The 20,468-nt window shown below is 71.2% G+C and carries 19 protein-coding genes; 4 read left to right on the top strand and 15 right to left on the bottom strand.

What is annotated here, in order from left to right:
- Positions 1-76: 76 nt before the first annotated feature.
- The 8 genes from der to BLS95_RS57745 form a co-directional block, all read right to left on the bottom strand.
- The gene (gene der, locus BLS95_RS10940) at positions 77-1,450 is read right to left on the bottom strand and encodes a ribosome biogenesis GTPase Der (RefSeq protein ID WP_245764999.1); all 1,374 of its coding nucleotides are present in this window, start codon (positions 1,448-1,450) and stop codon (positions 77-79) included.
- A gap of 48 nt (positions 1,451-1,498) precedes the next feature.
- Entirely contained in the window at positions 1,499-2,221 is a 723-nt protein-coding gene (cmk, locus tag BLS95_RS10935; RefSeq protein WP_090930788.1) for a (d)CMP kinase, read from the bottom strand.
- A 51-nt stretch (positions 2,222-2,272) separates the two neighbouring features.
- The gene (locus BLS95_RS10930) at positions 2,273-3,634 is read right to left on the bottom strand and encodes a carotenoid oxygenase family protein (RefSeq protein WP_090930787.1); all 1,362 of its coding nucleotides are present in this window, start codon (positions 3,632-3,634) and stop codon (positions 2,273-2,275) included.
- A complete protein-coding gene (locus BLS95_RS10925; protein WP_090930786.1) occupies positions 3,631-4,251 on the bottom strand; it encodes a TetR/AcrR family transcriptional regulator in 621 nt (206 codons plus the stop codon). The genes BLS95_RS10930 and BLS95_RS10925 overlap by 4 nt, the downstream gene beginning before the upstream one ends.
- Positions 4,252-4,332: 81 nt before the next feature.
- A complete protein-coding gene (locus BLS95_RS10920) occupies positions 4,333-5,484 on the bottom strand; it encodes an NAD(P)/FAD-dependent oxidoreductase (RefSeq protein ID WP_090930785.1) in 1,152 nt (383 codons plus the stop codon).
- A gap of 63 nt (positions 5,485-5,547) precedes the next feature.
- Positions 5,548-6,657, bottom strand: coding sequence for a prephenate dehydrogenase (locus BLS95_RS10915; RefSeq protein WP_090930784.1), 1,110 nt, complete (start codon positions 6,655-6,657; stop codon positions 5,548-5,550).
- Positions 6,658-6,733: 76 nt separating this feature from the next.
- On the bottom strand, positions 6,734-7,093 hold the full coding sequence (aroH, locus tag BLS95_RS10910; protein ID WP_090930783.1) for a chorismate mutase: 360 nt from the start codon (positions 7,091-7,093) through the stop codon (positions 6,734-6,736).
- Positions 7,094-7,163: 70 nt separating this feature from the next.
- Positions 7,164-7,970, bottom strand: coding sequence for a pseudouridine synthase (locus tag BLS95_RS57745; protein ID WP_245764980.1), 807 nt, complete (start codon positions 7,968-7,970; stop codon positions 7,164-7,166).
- Positions 7,971-7,976: 6 nt separating this feature from the next.
- Between BLS95_RS57745 and BLS95_RS57740 the strand changes: the two genes are divergently transcribed.
- Positions 7,977-8,798 carry a hypothetical protein gene (locus BLS95_RS57740; protein WP_245764979.1) on the top strand — a complete coding sequence of 274 codons (822 nt, stop codon included), beginning with the start codon at positions 7,977-7,979 and terminating at the stop codon, positions 8,796-8,798.
- A 287-nt stretch (positions 8,799-9,085) separates the two neighbouring features.
- Here the strand turns inward: BLS95_RS57740 and scpB are convergent, their stop codons facing one another.
- The 6 genes from scpB to BLS95_RS10875 all read right to left on the bottom strand — a co-directional run bounded on the left by scpB (position 9,086) and on the right by BLS95_RS10875 (position 15,180).
- Entirely contained in the window at positions 9,086-9,655 is a 570-nt protein-coding gene (gene scpB / locus BLS95_RS10900; protein WP_218135712.1) for an SMC-Scp complex subunit ScpB, read from the bottom strand.
- Positions 9,656-10,100: 445 nt separating this feature from the next.
- Positions 10,101-10,907 carry a segregation and condensation protein A gene (locus BLS95_RS10895; protein ID WP_245764978.1) on the bottom strand — a complete coding sequence of 269 codons (807 nt, stop codon included), beginning with the start codon at positions 10,905-10,907 and terminating at the stop codon, positions 10,101-10,103.
- Entirely contained in the window at positions 10,904-11,845 is a 942-nt protein-coding gene (locus tag BLS95_RS10890; protein WP_090930781.1) for a ParA family protein, read from the bottom strand. The genes BLS95_RS10895 and BLS95_RS10890 overlap by 4 nt, the downstream gene beginning before the upstream one ends.
- 117 nt (positions 11,846-11,962) lie before the next feature.
- Positions 11,963-12,868 carry a site-specific tyrosine recombinase XerD gene (xerD, locus tag BLS95_RS10885; RefSeq protein ID WP_090930780.1) on the bottom strand — a complete coding sequence of 302 codons (906 nt, stop codon included), beginning with the start codon at positions 12,866-12,868 and terminating at the stop codon, positions 11,963-11,965.
- 15 nt (positions 12,869-12,883) lie between these two features.
- Positions 12,884-13,483, bottom strand: a complete 600-nt coding sequence (locus BLS95_RS10880; RefSeq protein WP_090931026.1) for an NUDIX domain-containing protein — start codon at positions 13,481-13,483, stop codon at positions 12,884-12,886.
- Between the two features lie 32 nt (positions 13,484-13,515).
- Positions 13,516-15,180 (bottom strand): CTP synthase, encoded by a 1,665-nt coding sequence (locus tag BLS95_RS10875; protein ID WP_090930779.1) that lies wholly within the window; start codon positions 15,178-15,180, stop codon positions 13,516-13,518.
- 110 nt (positions 15,181-15,290) lie between these two features.
- Between BLS95_RS10875 and BLS95_RS10870 the strand changes: the two genes are divergently transcribed.
- From BLS95_RS10870 to BLS95_RS10860, 3 genes are all read left to right on the top strand, one after another.
- Positions 15,291-15,965, top strand: coding sequence for an acyltransferase (locus BLS95_RS10870; protein WP_090930778.1), 675 nt, complete (start codon positions 15,291-15,293; stop codon positions 15,963-15,965).
- A gap of 84 nt (positions 15,966-16,049) precedes the next feature.
- On the top strand, positions 16,050-17,174 hold the full coding sequence (locus tag BLS95_RS10865) for an NAD(P)H-dependent flavin oxidoreductase (protein WP_090930777.1): 1,125 nt from the start codon (positions 16,050-16,052) through the stop codon (positions 17,172-17,174).
- A gap of 104 nt (positions 17,175-17,278) precedes the next feature.
- A complete protein-coding gene (locus BLS95_RS10860) occupies positions 17,279-18,037 on the top strand; it encodes a GntR family transcriptional regulator (RefSeq protein WP_090930776.1) in 759 nt (252 codons plus the stop codon).
- On the opposite strand, the gene BLS95_RS10855 is transcribed toward BLS95_RS10860, so the two are convergent.
- A complete protein-coding gene (locus BLS95_RS10855) occupies positions 18,015-20,384 on the bottom strand; it encodes a GcvT family protein (RefSeq protein WP_090930775.1) in 2,370 nt (789 codons plus the stop codon). The two genes, BLS95_RS10860 and BLS95_RS10855, sit on opposite strands and share 23 nt — an antisense overlap.
- Between the last annotated feature and the right edge of the window lie 84 nt (positions 20,385-20,468).

The raw sequence follows: 20,468 nt of genomic DNA, 5'->3' as shown, positions 1-20,468 counted from the left end.
CGGGAACGCCGGCTACTCGTCTCCGTCAACGTTTGCGATCAATCCTACGATCGGGCCCGGCCACACGGCAAAACGATTACTTGTCCTTCTTGGGACGCTTCTCCCTGATCTTCATCGTGACGTCGATCGGCGACCCCGCGAAGCCGAACTCCTCCCGGATGCGCCGCTCGATGAAGCGCCGGTAGGTCTCCTCCAGCCACCCGGAGGTGAACAGCACGAACTTGGGCGGCTCGACGGAGGCCTGGGTGGCGAACAGGATCTTGGGCTGCTTGCCCCCGCGCACCGGCGGCGGCGTCTGCTGCACCAGCTCGGTGAGGAACGCGTTGAGCCGGGCCGTCGGCACCCGGGTGGACCACGAGTCGAGCGCCTTCTCCAGCGCGGGCACCAGCCGGTCCAGGTGCCGCCCCGTCTTGGCGGAGATGTTGACCCGCAACGCCCACGGAGTGCGGACGAGCTGCCGGTCGATCTCCTTCTCCAGGTAGTAGCGCCGGTCCTCGTCGACCAGGTCCCACTTGTTGAACGCCACCACCATCGCCCGCCCGGACTCGATGACCAGCCCGATGATGCGCAGGTCCTGCTCGGTGAGGGGCTCGCTGGCGTCGATCAGCACGATGGCCACCTCGGTGCGCTCCAGCGCCGCCCGGGTGCGCATGGCGGCGTAGAAGTCGGCCCCCTGCAGCTCCCGGTCACGCCGCCGGATGCCGGCCGTGTCGACGAAACGCCAGGTGCGCCCGCCCAGCTCGACCAGCTCGTCCACCGGGTCGCGGGTGGTGCCCGCCATCGGGTCGACCAGCACCCGCTCCTCCCCCGCCAGCTTGTTGAGCAGCGAGGACTTGCCCACGTTGGGCTTGCCGAGCAGCGCCACCCGGGCGGGCCCGCGCTCGGCCTCGAACGTCACCTCGGGCGTCTCGGGCAGCCCGTCGAGGATCACGTCGAGCAGGTCTCCGCTGGAGCGGCCGTGCAGGGCCGAGACAGGGTACGGCTCGCCGAGCCCCAGCGACCACAAGCCGGCGGCCTCCAGCTCCAGCTGCTGGTTGTCGACCTTGTTGGCGGCCAGGATGACCGGCTTGCCGGACTGCCGCAGCACCGAGCCCACGATCTCGTCGGCGTCGGTCGCGCCCACGGTGGCGTCCACGACGAACACGATCACGTCGGCCAGCTCCACGGCGACCTGGGCCTGCTCGGCGATGCGCAGATTCATCCCCGTGGCGTCGGGGTCCCAGCCGCCGGTGTCGACCACGGTGAAGCGGCGCCCACGCCAGTTGGCGTCGTAGGTGACGCGGTCACGGGTGACGCCCGGCACGTCCTCGACGACCGCCTCGCGGCGGCCGATGATGCGGTTGACCAGCGTGGACTTGCCGACATTGGGCCGGCCCACGATGGCCACGACCGGCAGCGGCGTGCTGTCGCCGTGCTCGGTGAGCTCAAGCTCGTCGAGGCCTGCCTCGATCCAATCCCCCGTTGACACGTTGTTTCATCCTTCGTGAGTCCCGCACCCTCAGGTGCGCTCGGGTATGTGGTCGCGGTCGCTTCGGAACTCGTGGGCTCCACTCGCCCCTCCCGAGCTCCTCCGCTTCGCGACCAGACTCAGCACCTCGCCGATGACCTCTTCGAGGCTCAAGGCGGTGGTGTCGAGCTCGATGGCGCCATCCGCCATCAAGAGTGGGTCGGCCTTGCGCGTGGAATCCAGGGCGTCGCGCCGGGCCATGGCGGCCTGCTGGTCGTCGACGCTGGATCCGGTCAGCTCCGCGCTGCGCCGCCGGGCACGGGCCTCGGCGCTGGCCGTAAGGTAGATCTTGACAGGGGCGTCGGGGCAGACCACCGAACCGATGTCCCGGCCCTCGACCACGATGCCGCCCGCGCCGATGATCTCCCGCTGCCGGGCGACCAGGCGGGCCCGCACCTCGGGGACGGCGGCGACGGCGGAGACCGCGCCCGTGACGTCGGCCTCCCTGATCGGCCCCGCCACGTCGATGCCGTCGACGTGGATCGTGGGGCCGTCGGGGTCGGTGCCCGCGACGAGCTCCGGCTCGCCGCAGCGCGCGGCGACGGCCGCTGGATCGGTCAGATCGACGCCCTCGCGGAGCATCCACCAGGTCATCGCGCGGTACATCGCGCCTGTGTCGAGGTAACGCAGACCCAGCGCGCGGGCGACCCCGCGTGAAACGCTCGACTTGCCCGATCCCGAAGGACCGTCCATGGCGATGACCAGACCGCTCACGGCCTCTCCCTCTGCAAGTTTCTCCAACCCGAAGAGGCTACCGCCTCCGGATCAGTCGGCGATCCAGCTTCCGTGGAAGCCGAGCGGCACCCTGGCGGGAAGGTGCACGGTGGCGACAGGTTCGCCGGTGAAGTCCTGTGCCGACAGGATGACCAGGTCGCCCGCTCCCCTGGCCGGATTGTTGACGTAGCAGAGCACGTATCCGTCGTCCTCCTCCGCGCCGGAGGGCACGAACACCGGCTCCCCCACGTAGGCGCCCCGCCCGAACTGCCGCGCCTCCTGGCTGCCGCGCCGCAGGTCGTGCTTGATGAGCGTGTTGTCGAACGCCGTGTCGGGCAGGTCCGTCAGGTCGGCCGTGTACGGGTGGACGACGTCGTACAGGTCCGAGGCCGCCGAGGTGTAGCCGTAGCGGTACGGCCTGCCGGTGCGGCGCTCGTCCATGCGCGGGAACTCCTGCGCCCGGTCGTCCAGCCGGGTCCGCCGCACCTTGCCGGTGACCAGATCGATGCGCCACCGGTCGAGCGTGGGCGTCCCGCCCTCCGTCAGCCGCGCGTCCACGAACCGCTTCGGGTAGCTGACCACGTCCACGACCACCTCGTGGCCCTCGTCGTAGGCGTTGAGCGTGTGGAACACCCAGCACGGCTCCACCTCGACCCACCGCAGTTCGCCGCTCTCGCGCGAGAGGAGCCCGATCCTGGCCCCGTGCGCGTCGTCCCACGCGTACGGCAGCGGCCGCCCCTGCTCGGCGTGGGCCATGCTGAACGTGACCGGCAGGTCGTAGATCACCACATACCGCTCGGTGAGCGCGAAGTCGTGCAGCATCGGCTTGCCGGCCACGGGGATGTTCCTGACCTGCGTGACCGTGCCCTTGCCGTCGAGGACGATGTGCTGGTGGTGGTCCCAGCCGAAGTGGTAGGCGACCGCGTGCAGGTCGCCGGTGACCGGGTCGAGGTGGGTGTGGGCGGCGAACCCGCCGGGCAGCCCGCCGCCGAAGTCGCAGGGGCCGATGGTGTCGAGCTCGTATCCCAGCTCGTACGGCAGCGGTCCCGCCTCCACGGTCGCGAACGTGCGCCCGCCCAGCCCGATCACGTGCGTGTTGGCCGCGAAGTCCATGCCCGCGTGCACCGGCCCCGGCCGGGGCTCCTCGCCGAGCCGTTCGGCGAGGGCGGCACTGCGCACCCAGCGGTTGCGGTACCACTCGGCGCGGCCGTCACGCAGCCGCACCCCGTGCACCATCCCGTCGCCCAGGAACAGGTGCCCGGCTCCCGGGTCGTCGAGGCTGAGCGGGTTGGGGCCGTTGCGCAGGTAGCGGCCGTCGAGCTCGACCGGGATGCGGCCGGTGACCTCCAGGTCGAAGGCGGTGATCTCCTCGGTGACCGGGGCGAACCCGCCGCGGAAGGGGGTGGTGGTCATGCTCGTGTCTCCTCTCTGAGGAAGGGCGTGAGGACCGAGGAGGCGAGCAGCCGATAACGCCGCTCAGCCTCCTCACCCTCGAAATAGCCCGAAATTTCCAGACTTACGGCGCCGTGCACGGCCATCCACAGCACGTCCGCGATCTCCTCGGCGGTGCCGTTGTGCAGCACTCCCGCCTCCAGGCAGTCGGCCACCCAGCCGATCAGGAGCTCGAACGACCGCTTGGCCGCCCGGACCGCCTCCGGCCCAGGCTCGAAGCCCGGCATCGCCCCCTGGAACATGACCCGGTAGTAGCCGGACTCGGAGCGCGCGTAGTCCCGGTAGGCCTCCGCCCCCGCGATCAGGCGGGCGAGCGGGTCGTCGCCGGCCGGCACGCTGAGCAGCCGCCGCTCGAACCTCGCGAACCCCTCCCGCCACAGCTCCTCGCTGAGCCCGTCCTTACCGCCGAAGAGCGTGTAGATGACCTTCGTCGAGCAGCCGACCTCGCCGGAGATCCGCCGCACGGTCAGCGCCGCCGGGCCCTCGGTGACGAGCAGGCGCGTGGCCACGTCCAGGATGGCCGCCCTGACGACGCTCTGCCCTTCCCTCTGAGCCTGCTGGTACGCGCTGACCGCCATGGTGGTAACACCGTTTCTTCTCGGTAACGTTGTTACCAACCTTTCTACGCCTCCACCACCCACTCGTCAAGAGGTGTTCGCTCAAGCCCCCGGCCCGGCGGTCAGCGAGAACAGGGCGACGGGCACCAGGCCCCGCTTGAGCAGCTTGTACGTCGTCAGCGGGCTGCTGGACACCGTCTCCTTGTAGAGGATGGCCGCCCGGCCCTTCAGGAACGCCCGGCGCGGGCTGTCGTCGGGCCGGGTGAACTGGATGACCGCGTCCTTGCGGCCGAGGCTGAGCGGCTGATGCACGTACCCGAACCTGAACGGCTTCGGGGTCCTGCCGCGCAGCGTGGCGGTCAGCGAGTCGGCCGCGTGCAGGCCGGTCGGGATGCCGCCCTGGCAGGTGCCGTGCAGCACGCCGAACCGCTGGCTGACCGCGGCGGCGTCGCCGACGGCGTAGACGTCGGGGTGTGACACCGAACGCAGTGCCGAGTCGACCACGATCCGGCCGCGGGCGTCGAGCGTCAGGCCGGACCCGGCGGCCACGGGCAGGCCCTTCGTGCCGGTGGTCCAGAGCGTCGCGTCGGAGTGGACCAGCTCGCCGCCGGCCAGCTCGACCGCGTCCGGCAGCACCTTGGTGACCTCGACGCCGGCACGCACCTCGATGCCGAGCCGCTCCATCGCCGCCTCCAGGTAGGCGCGGGCGCGCTCGCCCATCATCGCGCCGGGCCGTCCCCTGGACAGCAGGACGACGTGCAGGTGGGGGTGGGCCTCGGCCAGTTCGGTCGCCGCCTCTATGCCGGTCAGCCCGCCGCCGGCCACCACGACCGTGCCCGTGCGGAGGGCGTCGAGGCGCTCCGCCAGGCGTACGGCCCGCTGGTGGTCGTCGAAGGTGTGGGCGTGCTCGGCGACCCCGGGCACCGAGTCGTCGGTGACGGTGCCGAGGGCGTAGACGAGCTTGTCGTAGCCGAGGACGCGGCCGTCCTCCAGCCGTACCTCGTGGCGGCCGGCGTCGAGCGCGGCCACCCGGCCGAGCACGAACTCGATGCCGGTGCCCGCGACCACGTCCTCCAGGGCGTGGTCGGCGAGCCGGGCGCCCGCCGCCGTCTGGTGCAGCCGCAGCCGCTCGGTGAACCTCGGCGAGGCGTTGACCAGTGTCACCCGGCCGCCCAGCCGCCGTGTCCTGACGGCGGCCCTGATGGCCGCGGCGGTGCCGGTGTAGCCCGCACCCAGAACCAGAATGTCGGTCATTTCCTTACCTCCTCGATCCGCCGTGAAGACGGATCGAGGAGGTTCGGTTGTGACATCGGCCCGCTAGGGAACCTGCCAGCCCCGTTCGCGCAGGGCGTGGGTGAGCTCGATGCCCGCGTCGGGCTCCACCGACAGCTCGGCGATGCCCAGGGGCAGGCCGGGGGCGTGCTCCAGGCGCACGTCCTCGACGTTGACGCCGACCTCGTCGCACACCTGGAACAGCCGGGCGAGCTGGCCCGGGCGGTCGCCGATGACGACCTGGACGGTGGCGTACTCGGAGGCGGGGCCGCCGTGCTTGCCGGGGATGCGGTCGTGGCCCGCGACGCCGCGCTTGAGGAGCTGGGTCAGCTCGTTGGTGGCGGTGCCGTCGCCCTCGGCCAGGGCGCGCAGCGCGGACGCGGCGTCGGCCAGGTCGTGGGCCACCGCCTCCAGCACCTCGGCGACCGGGGAGGCGTTGCCCGACAGGATGCCGAGCCAGAGCCCGGGGTCGCTGCCCGCGATCCGGGTCACGTCGCGTACGCCCTGCCCGGCCAGGCCCAGCGCCACGTCGGTGGCGTCGGCCAGGCGCGCGGCCACGGCGGAGGCGGCGACGTGGGGCGCGTGGGAGACGACGGCCACCGCGCGGTCGTGGTCGACGGCGCTGACTTCGACCGGGTTGGCCCCGCACAGCTCGATCAGCCGCAGCACGGCCGCCTTGGCCTCGGGGTCGGCCTCCTCCGTGGGGCACAGCGCCCACGGCCGGCCGAGGAACAGGTCGGCCCTGGCGGCCCCCGGGCCGGACTTCTCGCGGCCGGCGAGCGGGTGGGAGGCGACGTAGGAGGACAGGTCGCAGCCGAGCTGCGCGGCCCGGTGGATGGGCTCGGCCTTCACGCTGGCCACATCGGTGTAGCAGCGGGCGGCGCCGATGCGCTGCAGTTCGAGCAGCTCGGTCGCCACGTGGGCCGGGGGGACCGCGATGATCGCCAGGTCGGCGCGATCCGACTCCGCGAGGGGCGCGCCGTCGGCGGAGCCGCCGGACTGCCACTCCTCGCCCGCGCCGAGCTCCCGTGCCAGCCGGACCACGCCCTGGTCGCGGTCGGCGAGCAGCACGCGCACGCCGCGCTTGCGCAGCGCCAACGCCGCGGAGGTGCCGATGAGACCAGTGCCGACGACCAGCACGGTACGAAGTTCCATCACGATGTCCTGATTTATCGGGCTATAAGGAGCAATTTCATGGTTACGAGTATCACTTGACGTTCATGCCGGACGCTTATTGCGCAATGTCCTGTCGCAACGCCACGGCACCGCGCAGGTAGACATGATGGATCTCGGCCCTCGGCTTGTCGGTCTCCACGTGGGCCATGAGCCGTACGACGCGGGGCAGCGCGCCCGGCACGTCGATCTCGGTGCAGCAGATCAGCGGCACATCGTGGAAACCCAGCTTCCGCGCCGCCAGCGCGGGGAACTCGGCCGTCAGATCAGGCGACGCGGTGAACAGCACGCTGATCACATCATCCGTGGTCAGCTTGTTACGCTCCATGAGTGCCATGACCAGCTCCGTGGTCGCCTCGATGATGGCGTCACGTTCGTTGGCGTCCACCTGGATCGCCCCACGAATGGCCCGCACCATGTGGTTTGTCCCTTCTCACTAGTGGAGAAGCCCGTGCGGAGGTTCGCACGGGCTCCTACGTCCGGCCAGATTACAGCTTTACGGCCGCGTACAACTCGCCGACCTCCTTCAGGGTCAGCGCCCTGATCGTGCCGGGCTTGGTACGGCCCAGCTTCACCGGCCCGAACTCGATCCTGGCCAGGTCGATGACGCGGTGTCCGGACTCCTCCAGCATGCGCCTGACCACGTGCTTGCGGCCCTCGTGCAGCACCACCTCGACCAGCGCCTGCTGGCCGTGCTCCTGCACGATGGAGAAGGCGTCGGCCCGGACGAGGCCGTCCTCCAGCTCGATGCCCTGCCGGAGCCTGCGGCCGAGGTCACGCGGGATCGGCCCGGGCACCTTGGCCCAGTATTTCTTCTGCACCCCGTAGCTGGGGTGCGTGAGCCTGTTGGCCAGCTCGCCGTCGTTGGTGAGCAGCAGCAGCCCCTCGGTCTCGGTGTCCAGCCGGCCGACGTGGAACAGCCGCGGCGCCAGCTCCTCGACGTAGTCGGCCAGGCACGGCCGCCCGTGCGGGTCGCTCATGGTGGACACGACCCCGATGGGCTTGTTGAGCGCGTAGTAGACGAGGTCGGGAGCGGTGGGGATGCGCATGCCGTCCACATGGATGATCTGGGTGGCGGGGTCCACCTTGGCCCCGAACCGGCGTACGACCTGGCCGTTCACGGTCACCCGGCCTTCGCCGATCATCTCCTCGCACGCCCGCCGGCTGGCCACCCCGGCCTGGGCGAGCACCTTCTGCAGGCGTACCCCGTCCGGCACCTCGGTGGTGTCGCGCTCGTCGGTGTAGCCCTCGGGGTAGAAGTCGCGGTCGCGCAGGGGCTGGCGAGCGGCCTTCACCCGGTCGTGCTGGGGGCTGCCGTAACTCTGCCGCCGCCCGCTGCCCAGGGTCTGCACGTCATCCCGCCGAGGCGCCCGCGCACCCCCGCCCCGCTCGGCCCTGCCGCCACCGCTCCGCTCGGTCCTGCCGCCGGCCCGCTCGGTACGGCCGCCGCTCCGCTCGGTACGGGCGTCGCCGTCGCCGTCCCGCCTGCCGTAACGGGAACGCGTCGAGGACGCCCCGTTCCCGGAGCTCACATCCTCCCGGCGCCCACCCCGATCGGCCCGGAACCCCGCCGGCCGCTCAGACCGCCGTTCACCGCCGCCGTAGCCACCACGGTCGCCACCGCCGTAACCACCCCGGTCACCGCCGCCGTAGCCACCGCGATCACCCCCGCCGTAGCCACCCCGGTCGCCACCGCTGTAACCACCGCGGTCACCGCCCCGGTAGCCACCCCGGTCGCCGCCGCGGTCGCCACCGCTGTAACCACCGCGGTCGCCACCCCGGTAACCGCCCCGGTCGTCACGGGGCCGCTCGGAGCGCCCGTCGCGCTCCTCACGCGGGCCGCTCCCGTAACGCTGCTCACGCCCGTAGCGCGCCTCACCGCCGCCACGACCGTAGCTCTCCTGGGGACCACGGCCGTAGCGCTCCTCGCGCCCACCGCGCCCATAGCGCTCGTCCCGGTCACCACGGCGCTCGTCGCTCTGCCCACGCCCAGGGCGCTCGTCGCGGTCGCCGCGCCCGTAGCGCTCGTCGCGTCCGTAGCGCTGGTCGCGGTCGCCACCGCCGGAGCGCTGGTCGCGGTCGCCGCGACCGTATCGATCCTGCTGCTCACGCCCACCGCGTGAGAAACGGCCCGCGTCGTCGCCGTCGCGTCCGCCGGGCCTGCCGTACCGGGCGCGGGATCCGCTCCGGTCGGCGCGGAGGGAGTCGCGTGGGGCCCCACCGCGGGAGCCCTCACGGCCCGCGCCTCCGCGGAAGTCCTCGCGACCGCCGCCACCACGGGAGTCCCCGCGGTCGGACCGGCCGCCTCTAGAGTCGTCGTCGGAACGGAAGGCGGGACGCCCACCACGGCCGGAGCCGCCGGTACGTCCACGACCGCGTCCATCACCGGACGGGGTGCTACGCCTGTTGATCACTTTGTTGTCTCCTCGAGATTTTCCACGTCGTCGGGGAGGAAGGGAGCGAGCTCAGGAAGCTCGCTGAGATCCCGCAGTCCCAGACGTTCAAGGAAGTATGAGCTTGTCCGGTAGAGCACTGCCTGGCTCTCCGGGTCGGTGCCGGCCTCTTCGACCAGCCCCCTGGCGACGAGCGTACGCATGACGCCGTCGCTGTTGACACCGCGCACGGCGGCGACGCGGGCGCGGCTCACCGGTTGCCGGTATGCCACCACCGCGAGTGTTTCGAGCGCGGCCTGAGTCAGCCGCGTCTGCTGTCCGTCACGGACGAACCGCTCGACCAGTTGCGCGCAGTCGGCACGGGTGTAAAACCGCCAGCCCCCCGCAACTTCTCGCAAGTCAAAACCGCGCCCACCGGCCGTGTATTCCTCCGCCAGCCCGCGCAGGGCCGCAGCGACCTCATGGGTGGGCCGCTCCAGCACCTGAGCCAGGGTCACTTCGGCAACCGGCTCATCGACGACAAGCAGGATAGCCTCCAGCGCCGCCCGAAGCGTCGGCCCAGGCGCCACCGCACCGAAACCACCTATCTCCGGCTCGACACCGGAAGCACCTGCAGCGGTGGTCTCGCCTGTCTCCTGGGCGGCGTCCGGCTCCTCCTCGTCCAGACCCCTTTCGCCCGGATGCGCGTCCAGATCCTCACCAGCCGGTGGCTGCGTGTCCAGGTCCTCAGCGGCAGTTGGCTGCGCGTCCAGGTCGTCAGCGACGGGTGGCTGCGTGTCCGGTTCTCCGGCGGTGGGTGGGTGCGCGTCCGACGCCCCGGTCTCCTCCGGCGACGCGGCCGGGTCCTGAGCGTCCAGCGGCGGCGGCTCCGGGACCGAATCCGATGGCTCGGCGCCGGAGGGGTCCGGCGCCTGGCCCTCCTCGTCCTCCATGGCCGGTGCCGAGGGCTGGGCGAGGGAGCCCGGGAGGGTCATCCAGGAGGGCAGCGGCGGCTCCGAATCCGGGGACTTGCGAGGTGTGGGCAGTGGATTGTCAGTCATTGGGTGGTTTCTCCGCTGATTCCTCGTAATCGTCGCCCACCGCGACGTCCCCGTCGTCCGACCCCGTCCAGGTCACGTGCAGATCCCCCAGCGGTTCGATCTGCTCGAACGTCACCGCCGACTCCCGGAACAACTCCAGCACGGCCAGGAACCGGGCGATGACCTCGAAGGTCCCCTCGCAGTCGGCGACCAGCGCGCGGAAGGTGGCCCGGCGCATCCGGCGCAGATGTGCGACCAGGATGGCCGCCTGCTCCTTGACGCTGGCCAGCGGCTGATAGATGTGCCCCACGCTGACGGTAGGCGGGAGCTTGGGGGTGAAGGCGCGGGCGGCGATCTTGGCGAGCTGCTCCGGCCCGATGCCCAGGATGAGCTCGGGCAGGAGGTTGGCGAACTGGGGCTCCAACGACACGGTACGAGGGAAGCGCAGCGCTTCCTCCGCCATCCGCCCGGCGAAGACCTTCGCCACCTCCTTGTACGCCTTGTACTGCAGCAACCGCGCGAACAGCAGGTCCCTGGCCTCCAGCAGCGCCAGGTCCTCCTCGTCCTCCACCTCGCCGGACGGCAGCAGCCGGGCCGCCTTCAGGTCCAGCAGGGTAGCCGCCACCAGCAGGAAGTGGCTGGTCTGGTCGAGGTCCCAGGCGGGACCCCGGGAGCGGATGTAGGCGATGAACTCGTCGGTGACCTTGGAGAGGGAAACCTCGGTGATGTCCAGCTTGTGCTTGGCGATGAGACCGAGGAGCAGGTCGAACGGCCCCTCGAAGACATCCAGGTGAACCTGGAAACCCGGCTCTGCGGTCACCTGGCCATTGTCGCAGGCGCCGGCCAGCGCGAGAGCACCTCACGGGCCAGCTCACGATAGGCGTTGGCACCCAGGGACGACGGGTCGAAGGTGGTGATCGGCTCGCCGGCGACGGTGGCGTCGGGGAAACGGACCGTACGGTTGATCACCGTGTGGAACACCTTGTCGCCGAACGCCTCCACCACGCGGGCCAGCACCTCGCGCCCGTGCAGGGTGCGGGCGTCGTACATGGTGGCGAGCAGGCCCTCGATCTCGAGGTCCTCGTTGAGCCGCTCCTGCACCTTGGAGATGGTGTCCATGAGCAGCGCCACACCGCGCAGCGCGAAGAACTCGCACTCCAGCGGCACCATGACGCCGTGCGCGCAGGTGAGGGCGTTGATGGTGAGCAGGCCCAGCGACGGCTGACAGTCGATGAGGCAGACGTCGTAGTGCGGCAGCAGCGGCTTGATCACGCGGCCGAGCACCTGCTCGCGGGCCACCTCGGTGACCAGCTGCACTTCGGCGGCGGACAGGTCGATGTTGCTGGGCAGCAGGTCGAGCCCGTCGACGCCGGTCTCCAGCAGCACGTCCTCGGCGGTCACGCCGCGCTCCATCAGCAGGTTGTAGACCGTGAGGTCCAGCTGGAGCGGGTTGATGCCGAGCCCGACGGAGAGCGCGCCCTGCGGGTCGAAGTCGACCAGCAGCACCTTGAGCCCGTATTCGACGAGCGCGGCGCCCAGGTTGATGGTGGTCGTGGTCTTGCCGACCCCGCCCTTCTGGTTGACCATCGCCACGACACGCGCCGGCCCGTGCACGTCCGGGACGATCGGCTCCGGGAACACCGGTCTGGGCCGCTGTGTGGGGCCCAGGTTGACGCCGTTGGAAGGCGTCTTGGTCTTCGTGTCGCCCCAGGGGTTGTCGGGGGTCCCCGGGGTCGAACCCTTGGTCGTCACAGTCACCAGCTCGAACCTCCCTGACGATCCCGAACCGGACCGTCCGGACGGACACTATGTCGTCGCCACTAAACGCGGCAAGGCGGCACGCCGAACGTACAGCACGTCGCACATGATCATAGATCACTGCCGGGCACGCGGATGCGCGGCGGCATAGACCTCGCGGAGCTTGTCGACCGTGACCAGGGTGTAGACCTGCGTGGTCGTCACCGAGGCGTGGCCGAGCAACTCCTGCACCACCCTAACGTCGGCGCCGCCGTCCAAGAGATGGGTTGCGAAGGAATGCCGGAGAACATGCGGACTTATCCCTGCGAGCCCGGCGCGTTCGGCCGCCGCCTGGAGCACTTCCCACGCGCCCTGCCTGGTCAGATGCCCGCCGCGGGCGTTCAGGAAGACGGCGGGGGTCCCGCGCCCGTGGGCGAGCAGGCCGGGCCGGGCCCTGATCAGGTACGCGTCGAGCGCGGACCGCGCATAACGCCCCAGCGGCACCACCCGCGTACGGCCTCCCTTGCCGTGCAGGCGTACCTGGTCGGTTTCGAGGTCGTCCACCGCCAGCCCGACGGCCTCGGAGATGCGGGCCCCGGTGCCGTACAGGAGCTCCAGCAGGGCGCGGTTGCGCAGCGTCAGGGGCGCGCCGTCGGGGCCGGAGGCGGCGATGAGCCGCTCGACCTCGTCCACGGCGATGGCCTTGGGCAGCCGGCGGAGCTGGCGCGGCGGCCGGACCTCGTGGGCGGGGTCGTGGGCCGTGACGCCTTCGCGCAGAGCGAAACGATGCAGCCCGCGTACCGCCGAGACGGCACGCGCGGCCGAGCTGGCGACGAGAGCGCGATGCTCGCCGTCGCCCTCGCGCAACGCGGCGAGGAAGGCCTGTACGTCGGCCTCCCCCACCTCGTCGAGCTCCAGGCGCCCACGTGCCCGCAGGTGCTCGACGTATCGGTGCAGGTCACGACGGTAGGACGAGAGCGTGTTGGCTGCCAGGCCCCGCTCCACCGCCAGATGGGCGAGGTAGCTGGAGAGCACCGCCTCCACGAACTGGTCCTTCCGTCACTCCTCCGGGGCATCGGCGGGGCGCAACTGGGCGAACCCCTCAGCCGAAGCCGCATACGCGGCGAGGATACCGGCCACGGCCGGGGAATTGTGGATCATTCCCATGAGCGCCTTCTCGACCGCGTCGGCCAGCGGCACCCACTCGACGGGCATGTCGATCTCTTCGTGCCGGTGCACGAAGTCCGTTTCGATCTTGGTCAGGTCGCGGGCGAGGAACACCCGGATCCGCTCGTCGCTCATGCCGGGAGAGGTGCGCAGGTCGACGAGCGTGTGCCAGGTGTCGGCCCGGTAACCGGCCTCCTCCGCGAGCTCGCGGGCGGCCCCGGCGACGAGCGGTTCGCCTGCCACGTCGCGGATCCCGGCGGGCAGCTCCCACAGCAGGTGGCGGGTGGGGTGACGGTATTGCCTGATCATCAGGACCCGGTCCTGCCCGTCCAGCGCGAGCACGGCCACGGCGCCGGGATGCACCACGTAGTCGCGCTCGGCGGCCTCGTCACGGGGCATGTTGACGGTGTCGGTGACGACCCTGATGATGTGCCCCTGGAACCGCTCTTTCGTCTCGATGACCTCCCACGACTCGGGCGTGTCCCTGATCATGGTCGAATTCGCTTCCGCCTTGACCTCGTCGCTCACGGGCCCACCTTCGCGCCCATGCGGTTGTCGGCGTAGAGCAGGGCCGCGCTGACGAGGCCGTCGAACATCGGGTTGGCCCGGGTGGGGCGGGAGCGGAACTCGGGGTGCGCCTGGGTGCCGATGAAGAACGGGTGCTGCTCGGCGGACAGCTCGGTGTATTCCACCAGGCGGCCGTCGGGCGACAATCCCGAGAAGACCAGCCCGACCTTCTCCAGCTGCTCCCGGTAGGCGTTGTTGACCTCGTAGCGGTGGCGGTGGCGCTCGTCGGCCTTGGCCCTGCCGCCGTAGAGCTGCCTGGCCAGCGTGCCCTCGACGAGCTTGGCGGTGTAGCTGCCGAGCCGCATGGTGCCGCCCATGTCGCGCTCGCCGGCGACGACGTCCTCCTGGTCGGCCATGGTGGAGATGACCGGGTGCTTGGTGTCGGGGTCGAACTCGGCCGAGTTGGCGCCCTCGATCCCGGCCAGGTTGCGGGCGGCCTCGATGACCATGCCCTGCATGCCGAGGCAGATGCCGAGCAGGGGGACCTTGTTCTCGCGGGCGTGCCGGATCGCGCCGATCTTGCCCTCGATGCCGCGCACGCCGAACCCACCGGGGATCAGCACGCCGTCCACGCCGTCCAGCTCGCGCTCGGCGCCGTCAGGGGTCTCGCAGTCGTCGCTCTTGACCCACCGGATGTTGACCCGCGCGTCGTTGGCGAACCCGCCGGCCCGCAGCGCCTCGGTCACCGACAGGTACGCGTCCGGCAAATCAATATATTTCCCCACGAGGGCGATCGTGACTTCCTTCGCCGGGCGGTGCACCCTGCGCAGGAGCTGCTCCCACTCCTTCCAGTCCACGTCGCGGAAGGGCAGGCCGAGCCGGCGCACCACGTACGCGTCGAGCCCTTCGGAGTGGAGCACCTTCGGGATGTCGTAGATCGAGACCGCGTCCACCGCCGAGACCACCGCGTCCTCGTCCACGTCGCACATGAGGCTGATCTTGCGCTTGATCGCCGTCTGCACCGGCCGGTCGGAACGCAGCACGATCGCGTCCGGCTGGATGCCGATGCTGCGCAGCGCCGCCACGCTGTGCTGCGTCGGCTTGGTCTTCAGCTCCCCCGAGGGCCCGATGTACGGCAGCAGCGAGACGTGCAGGAAGAACACGTTGTCGCGCCCGACCTCGTGCCTGATCTGCCGCACGGCCTCCAGGAACGGCAGCGACTCGATGTCGCCCACCGTGCCGCCGACCTCGGTGATGACCACGTCCACCTCGGGACCGGCCATTCCCCTGATCCGGTCCTTGATCTCGTTGGTGATGTGCGGGATGACCTGGACGGTGTCGCCCAGGTATTCGCCGCGCCGCTCCTTGGCGATGACGTTGGAGTAGACCTGGCCGGTGGTCACGTTGGCCGAGCCGTGCAGGTCGGTGTCGAGGAACCGCTCGTAGTGGCCGACGTCGAGGTCGGTCTCGGCACCGTCGTCGGTGACGAACACCTCGCCGTGCTGGAACGGGTTCATGGTGCCGGGGTCGACGTTGAGGTAAGGGTCGAGCTTCTGCATGGTGACCCTGAGACCGCGTGTCTTGAGGAGGCGACCGAGGCTGGATGCCGTGAGCCCCTTGCCGAGACTGGAGGCGACACCGCCGGTGACGAACAGATGCTTGGTTTGCGATGCGCTGCGCAAAGGGGCTCCCGTGGCTCGAGGTGTGGTCGAAGTGTCCACGGGCTCTCAGGATATCAAACAACGCCCCTCACATGCCTTAACGGCCTGACCTAGCGGTAACTTTGGCATCTATGTCACTTCTACGGCGGGCCAAGGGCACACTGATTCACCGCGCCTACGCGGCGATCCTGCGCGCGGGGGCGATCAGCCCGGCCTCGCCCGCGGGTTATCGGTTCCGCCGGCTCGGCGCCGGAGTCAGCATCGCCTTCCCCCCGGGGGCGATCTTCGGGGAGCAGTGGACCGAGATCGGCGACCACACGCTCATCGGCGAGCGCGTGTCGCTGTCGTGCGGCATGGGCCCGGGGGTGGACCTGGGGCCCGACTCGATCCTGCGCATCGGCGGCAGCTGCTCGATCGGCCGGGGCACGCACATCGTGGCCCACCAGTCGATCGACATCGGTGACGACGTGTTCACCGGCCCGTACGTCTACATCACCGACCAGAACCACGTCTACGACGACCCCGAGGTCCCGATCGGGCGGCAGTGGCCGCGCAACAGCCCGGTCTCGATCGGCTCGGGCTCATGGCTGGGCGCGGGCGCGATCATCCTGCCGGGGACGGTCCTGGGCCGCCAGTGCGTGGTGGCGGCCGGCGCGGTGGTACGCGGCTGTTTCCCGGACCACAGCGTGGTCGCCGGCGTCCCGGCCAAGCTGGTCCGCCGTTACACGCCGGAGCACGGCTGGCACCCGCCGGGCGTCGCGCTGGCCATGACCCACCAGGCCGTGAACCACCAGGCCGCCTCCTGACCGGCGCACGGCCCGGCCCGAGCGGCGGCAGCCGGGCGGTTCACGGGATGGACCGAACAACCTTCTGACGGTTAGCGTCGAATCATGCGGACCGCCATATGTGAACGTCTGGGAATCGAGTTCCCGTTGTTCGCCTTCAGCCACTGCCGCGACGTGGTGGCCGCCGTGACGAACGCGGGCGGGTTCGGGGTGCTGGGCGCGGTCGCGTACTCGCCCGAGCGGCTCGACACCGAGTTGAGCTGGCTCGACGAGCGGGTGAACGGGCGACCGTACGGGGTGGACGTGCTCGTACCCGGCAGGATCGACGCCTCCGCGCTCGACCGGCACGCGCACCTGCTGGACCACGTCCCCGACCGGCACCGCGACTTCGTCACCCACCTGCTGTCCAAGTACGGCGTGAGCGCTCCCGGGCGGCCGCTGACGGCGGTGGCGGACGAGTTCGGCCGGCGGGTCACGGCGGCCGGCGCGAGCGGGCTGATCGAGGTGGCGCTGAAGCACCCGATCGGGCTGATCGCCAGCGCCCTGGGCCCGCCGCCGCCCGAGATGGTGACGGCCGCCAGGCAGGCGGGCGTGCCGGTGGCGGCCCTGGTCGGCACGGTCGAGCACGCCTACCGGCAGGTGGCGGCGGGCGCGGACCTCATCGTGGCGCAGGGCACCGAGGCGGGCGGGCACACCGGCGAGATCGCCACGATGGTGCTGGTCCCGCAGGTCGTGGACGCGGTCGCGCCGACCCCCGTGCTGGCGGCGGGCGGCATCGCCTCGGGGCGGCAGATGGCGGCGGCGATGGCGCTCGGCGCGGAGGGCGTGTGGTGCGGCTCGGTCTGGCTGACCACGGAGGAGGCCGAGACGGCGCCCGCGGTCAAGCGCAAGCTGCTGGCGGCCTCCTCGCTGGACACGGTCCGGTCCAGGTCGCGTACGGGCAAGCCGGCCCGGCAGCTCAGGTCCGCCTGGACCGAGGAGTGGGACTCCGGCCAGGAGAGCCCGGGGCCGCTCGGCATGCCGCTGCAGCTGCTGCTGGCGGAAGGCGCGATGAACCGCATCTCGGCGGCGGCCGAGCGGGGCGAGCCGGGGGCGCTGGAGCTGGTCAACTACTACGTCGGGCAGGTGGTGGGCCAGCTCGACCAGATCAGGCCGGCCCGCCAGGTGGTCTACGACCTCGTCAGCGAGTTCGGCGAGGCGGTGGAGCGGCTGGAGCGCCTGTCCGGCTGAGTCGCCCCACGCGGTGGAGCGCCTTGCCTGCTGGGACATCCCACGCGGTGGAGCGGCTTGCCGGCTGGGGACATCTCGGTCCGTGGCCGGGCTACCATGCGCGTGTGGTCGGGACCCCGCCTGAGCTGGAGCGTGGCACCGGCGTCCCCGCGCACGTGCAGATCGAGCGATGGCTGCTCGAGTCGATCTCCAGCGGCGAGATGGCGCCGGGCGACCGGCTGCCCGGCGAGCGGGAGCTGGCCGGGCGGCTCGGCGTGAGCAGGATGACGCTGCGGCAGGCGCTGGCCACGCTGGAGCGCGACGGCGTGCTGGTCAGGGTGCCGGGCCGGGCGGGCGGCGCGTTCGTGGCCGAGCCGCGCATCGAGTGCGACCTGACGGGGCTGACCGGGTTCACCGAGCAGTTGCGGCGGGCCCACCTGCGGGCCGAGGCGCGCGTCCTGCTGGCCGCGACGGTGCCCGCGCCGCGGGCGGCGGCCACGGCGCTGCGGCTCGCGCCGGGCTCGCCGGTGCACGAGGTGGCCAGGGTACGCTCGGCGGACCGCTCCCCGGTGGCCCTCGAACGCTCCTACTTCCCGCCCCTGCCCGATCTGCTCGACCAGGACCTCACCGGCTCCCTCTACACGCTGCTGGCCACCCGCTACGACCTGCGGCCGCACTCCGCGGTCGAGCACCTCGACCCGGTGATCGCCCGCCCGGCGGAGGCGGCGGAGCTGGGCATCGCGCCGGGCGCGCCACTCATGCTGATCGAGCGCACGGCCTACGCGGCCGACGGCGGCCCGGTGGAGTTCGCGCGTGACCTGTTCCGTCCCGACCGGGTCCGGATCTCGGTACGCAGCGGTGTCAGGGGACCAGCGGCTCCTTGACCACGGTGCCCGGCACCCAGGTGCCCTCCACCTCCACCTCGACCTCGGCGGGGGCGCCCGGCAGGTAGACGTGGGCGATGGACTCGCGGGCGGTGTATCCGTAGCCGCCGGAGGTGACGCGGGCCACCACCCGGCCGTCCACCCGGACCGGCTCGTTGCCGAGCGCGACGGCCCTCGGGTCGCGCAGGGTCACGCACCGCAGCCGCCGCCCAGGCTCCGGGTCCAGGGCGTCCCTGCCCAGGAAGTCCTTGTCGAGCTTGACGCAGAAACCGAGCCCCGCCTCGTACGGGGTGGTCTCGGGCCCGAGGTCGGCGCCCCACACCCGATATCCCTTCTCCAGCCTGAGGCTGTCGATGGCGCGGTAGCCGGCCGCCATCAGCCCCTGCGGTTCGCCCGCCCGCCAGAGCGTCTGCCACAGTGTCAGGCCGTACTCGCTGGAGCAGTACAGCTCCCAGCCCATCTCCCCCACGAACGTCACCCGCAGCGCCAGCACCGGCACGTCGCCCACGGTGATCTCCCGTGACGACATGAACGGGAAGTCCAGCGGGCCGGGGGTCAGCCCGGACAGGATGTCGGCGGCGCGCGGGCCCCACAGGGCGAAGCAGGCGTACTGGCCGGTGACGTCGGCGATCCTGGCCGTGGCGCCGGTGAGCGCGGCCTGCTTGCGCAGCCAGCCGAGGTCGTGCGAGCCGAACGCCGTGCCGGTGACGATCAGGAACTCCTGCTCGCCGCGCCTGGTGACGGTGAAGTCGCATTCGATGCCGCCGCGCCGGTTGAGCGCCTGGGTGTAGGTGACGGCGCCCACCTGGCGGGCCACGCGGTTGTCGCACACCCATTCCAGCAGCTCGGCGGCGTCCGGGCCGGTGACCTCGATCTTGGCGAACGAGCTCTCGTCGAACAGCCCCGCGCTCGTCCTGGTGGCCCGGTGCTCGGCCCCGACGGCGGGCGACCACTCCCGTCCGGCCCAGCCGCCGGGCCGCTCCCCCTCCTCGCCCCGCCCGTCGGCCCGCTCGTTGGCGGCGTAGTAGTTGACCCGCTCCCAGCCGGCCTTCTCGCCGAAGACGGCGCCGTGGGCGGCGTGCCAGCCGTAGGCGGGCGAGACCCGCAGCGGGCGGCCCGCCGTGCGCTCCTGGCCCGGGTAACGGATGTCGTAGTACGACTCGTAGTTCTCGACCGTGCGCTTGACCGTGTACGACGGCGAGCGATACTGGCGGCCGAAACGACGGATGTCCATGTGCCAGACGTCCATGCTGGGCTCGCCCTCGACGATCCACTCGGCCATGATCCTGCCGATGCCGCCCGCGCCCGCGATGCCGTGCGCGCAGAACCCGGCCGCCACGTAGAAGCCGCCGACCTCGGTCTCGCCCAGGCAGAACTCGTTGTCGGGGGTGAACGCCTCGGGCCCGTTGATCAGCTTGCGGATGCCGACGTCGGCCAGCGCGGGCACCCGTACCATCGCGTTTTCCGAAATTTCGTGAAATCTGGGCCAGTCTTCGGGGAGGAGGCGGCCGTTGAAGTCCTGCGGGATCGCGTCGAGGGTGTCGTGGCCGGCCGTCCAGGGGGCCGAGGTGCGCTCGTAGCCGCCCATGACCAGGCCCTGCACCTCCTGCCGGTAGTAGACGAGCAGGTCGGGGTCGCGCAGCGTGGGCAGGCCCGTGAGATCGTGGCACGCCTCGGTGACCACGTACTGGTGCGACATGGGCACGACCGGGACCCGCACGCCGGCCATCCGGCCGACCTCGGCCGCGAACATGCCGCCGCAGTTGACCACGATCTCGCAGTCGATGTCCCCCTGGTCGGTGCGGACCCCGGTGACCCGGCCGCGCTCGGTGGTGATGCCCAGCACCCGGGTCCGGGTGCGGATGTCCACCCCGCCCTCGCGGGCGCGGGCCGCGAGCGCGTAGCAGAGCTGCGAGGGGTCCACCTGGCCGTCGGTGGGCAGGTACGCGGCCCCGAGGACCCCCTCGGGGCTCATCAGCGGGAACCGTTCGACGGCCTCGGCCACCGAGATCTCCTCCAGCGGCAGCCCGAACGTGCGCGCCCAGCCGATCTGGCGGCGGATCTCCGCCATGCGCTCGGGGGTGGTCGCCAGCTTGATGCCGCCGCACTCGGTCCAGCCCGCGTCGAGGGTGCGGTAGAGCTCGACCGAGTACTGGTTCATCCGGGTCAGCGTCGGATCGGCGCGCAACTGGCCGACCAGGCCCGCGGAGTGGAAGGTGGAGCCGCTGGTGAGCTCGTCCCGCTCCAGCAGGACGACGTCGCGTTCGCCGAGTTGGGTGAGGTGGTAGGCGACGGACGTGCCGCCCACGCCGCCGCCGATGATCACGATGCGGGCCGAGTCGGTCATGGTCGCGACGCTAGCCGCCGGACCTTAAAAGGTCTAGACCGTTTTGGTGAACAAAGATCGTGCACTCATATGACGGGGAAGTAG

Origin of the sequence: Nonomuraea jiangxiensis, from assembly GCF_900099965.1 — a bacterium.
Classification (GTDB): domain Bacteria; phylum Actinomycetota; class Actinomycetes; order Streptosporangiales; family Streptosporangiaceae; genus Nonomuraea; species Nonomuraea jiangxiensis.
Note: the sequence above shows the minus strand (reverse complement) of the source record. Positions and strands in the feature narration are given on the sequence as shown.